Annotated in this window: 2 protein-coding genes; both read right to left on the minus strand. The window is 74.5% G+C overall.

Annotated features, from left to right (window positions below):
* Positions 1-132: 132 nt before the first annotated feature.
* Positions 133-789: a hemerythrin domain-containing protein gene (locus E1294_RS51615; protein WP_132520604.1), complete on the minus strand. Its 657-nt coding sequence runs from the start codon at positions 787-789 to the stop codon at positions 133-135.
* Positions 790-845: 56 nt separating this feature from the next.
* A partial coding sequence (locus tag E1294_RS51620; protein ID WP_484213994.1) for a WD40 repeat domain-containing protein occupies positions 846-2501 on the minus strand: 1656 nt, incomplete at its 5' end.

Below are 2501 nucleotides of genomic sequence, written 5' to 3' on the forward strand. Positions count from 1 at the left end.
TCGCGGTGTACTTCGACGGCAGCCCGCCGGTCCCCAACCCCCGGCACCTCAACTCGGCGGCGCGTAAGCTGCGGCGGCTGTCACGGACGGTCTCCCGCCGACAGGGCCCGGACCGGCGCACCGGCCGCCCGCCTAGCCGAAGGTCGCGCGCTCGCGCCTGGCGTACCGGCCCCTGACCAGGGCGACCAGTATCCGCAGCGGTGCGCCGGCGCCCGCCAGCAGCCGCTCCGCCTCGTCCTCGGTGGCGTGGCGCAGCAGCCACGGCGCCGTGAAGGACAGTTGCCCGAACGACGCCCGTTTGGCGATCTGTTTCTCCGCCCAGGCGTAGGCCTCGTAGGGCACGAACCTGGAGATGATCGGGAAGAGGCCGGACTCCTCCTCCGCGATGTGTTCGTCCAGGAAGCCGAGCAGCTCGGCCAGGGCGCGCTTCAGCACGTGGCGGTCGCCGTGCAGCGCGGCGCGGCAGCGGTCGAGCACGGGGCCGAGTGCCTGATGATCGTCGGTGTACGGGCTGAGGTCCACGGCGTGGCCGGCCGTGCGCTCCACGATCGGCCACAACAGGTCGTCCTCGTTGGCGTGGTGGTGGTGCACCTCGGTCAGGACCGAGGCCGCGTACGCGCGGGCGGCCTGGTTCCCGCCGCCGGTGAGCGGGGCGGTCGCGCCCAGCACTTCGATGAGCCGCCGCAGGTCGGCGAGCATGGCGCGGTGGATGACGTACATCGAGGTGAGGTCGGGTTCGCGCTCCCCCTCCTGGCGGGGGGAGACGGCTGGGATGCGCACAGTGTTCATGCGGCCAGCATGGGCGGGACCGCTTTGCGTTCTCTGGTCGCCGACTTGTCGTCGTGTCAGCAGACGTCTCTGTAGCCGCTCTCCGGGATCAGGCGGCTCCACTCCGTCCTGCTCAGCGGCCCGTCGGCCCTGGCGCACACCTCCTGCGCCGTGAGCGCTGGATCGACCGGGGTCTCGCGTACGGTGCCGTCGAGCGCCACCCCGCGCAGCCGCCTGCCGTCCTGGCTGAACGCCGGCCCGGCGGCCCAGGATCCGACCTCGCCGACCTCGCGCAGCGTGCGCACGTCCCAGAGCGACGTGCGGGCGGCGTCGATCGCCAGCAGGTCGCCCTTCGGCGAGAAGCGCAACTCGTCCACGGGTGTCGTGCCGGTGCCGATCGTGCCGCGCGGCTCGCGTTCGTGCACGTCCCAGAGGAGCACCCGGCCGCCGTCCAGTCCGAACGCCAGCGTGCGGCCGTCGGGGGAGAAGGCGAGCGCGGTCGGCGTGGTCCGGGCGCTCTCCGCCGCCGCGAGGTCCAGCGGGGTGATCCTGCCGGTACGGAGGTCGAGCAGGTTGGCGCCCGCGGCCAGCGTCGAGCCGTCAGGGCTGAAGGCCAGGGCCAGGTCTCCCGCGCCCTCGTACACCTTGATCCGCCGCCCCTCGCGCACGTCCCACGTCTCCAGGGTGTTGCCGCGGGCGGTGGCCAGCGTGCCGCCGTCGGGTGACAGCGCCACGGCGAGCACGTCGCCGCCCGCGTCGATGGAGGTCACCTGCCTGGCGCCGGCCACCTCCCACACCGTCACCGGGTCGCCCGCGACGGCGAGCAGACGTCCGCCCACGTCGAAGGACAGGTCTCCGGCGGCGGCGATCCGGCCGAGCGACCTGCCCGCGACGGTGTCGGTGAGCTCGATCGTGTCGCCGACCTCCTTGGCCGCGAACCGGCCGTTGCCGCTGAAGGTGGCGGTGTGGCCAGCGTCGGAGGGGGCGGGGAGCCCCGCGACGTCCAGCGAGACCACCGAGCCGGTGCCGCTCAGGTAGCGCAGGGTGCGCCCGTCGCCGGAGAACGCCAGGCCGTATCCGGGAGCCTTGAGCGGGTAGGAGCCGGAGACACGGCGTTCGGCCACGTTCCAGACCCGCACCTCGCCGGCGCCCGGCAGGGCCAGCAGGCGGCCGTCCGGGCTGAACACGGGCGGTCCGTCCAGCGCGCCGTCCACCGTACCCAGGGTCAGGGCGCCGGTCTCGGTGGGCGCCCGCCGCTCCTCCGCACGGAACACCTCCGCGCCGTTCTCGGGGCTGGGACTCTTGAACCCGTCCACACCGCCAGGCCTCATGCCCTCCTCGCCAGACACCTCCACCTGCGAGAACCGCGCACCGTCCCCATCCGGTCGCGCCGCCGCGCCGCTCCGTACGTCGTCCGAAGGGCCCGTCCCGGAAGGGGGTGGAGGGTCGGCGTCCCGGGCGGCGCGCACGTCGGGAGGCGTCGCCCGGCGGGCGCCGGAGGTCGCCACGGAAGGCGCGCCGTTCTCGCCGGTAAGGGCCGCTGCAGAGGGACGGGGCTCGCTCAAAGGCTGCGTGGTGGACGACGGCCGCCCGGCGGGGCGTGGACCGCCGCCGGGAAGGGCGCCGGTGGAGGGACGTGTGCTGCCCGCGGGCGGGTTCTCGACCGAGGAGGGCGGGGTGGAGGCCGTGCCGGAGGGCTGAGTGGAGGGCTGGTTGGAGGGCCGGGTGTCGGG

This window comes from Nonomuraea diastatica (genome assembly GCF_004349015.1).
Lineage (GTDB): Bacteria > Actinomycetota > Actinomycetes > Streptosporangiales > Streptosporangiaceae > Nonomuraea > Nonomuraea diastatica.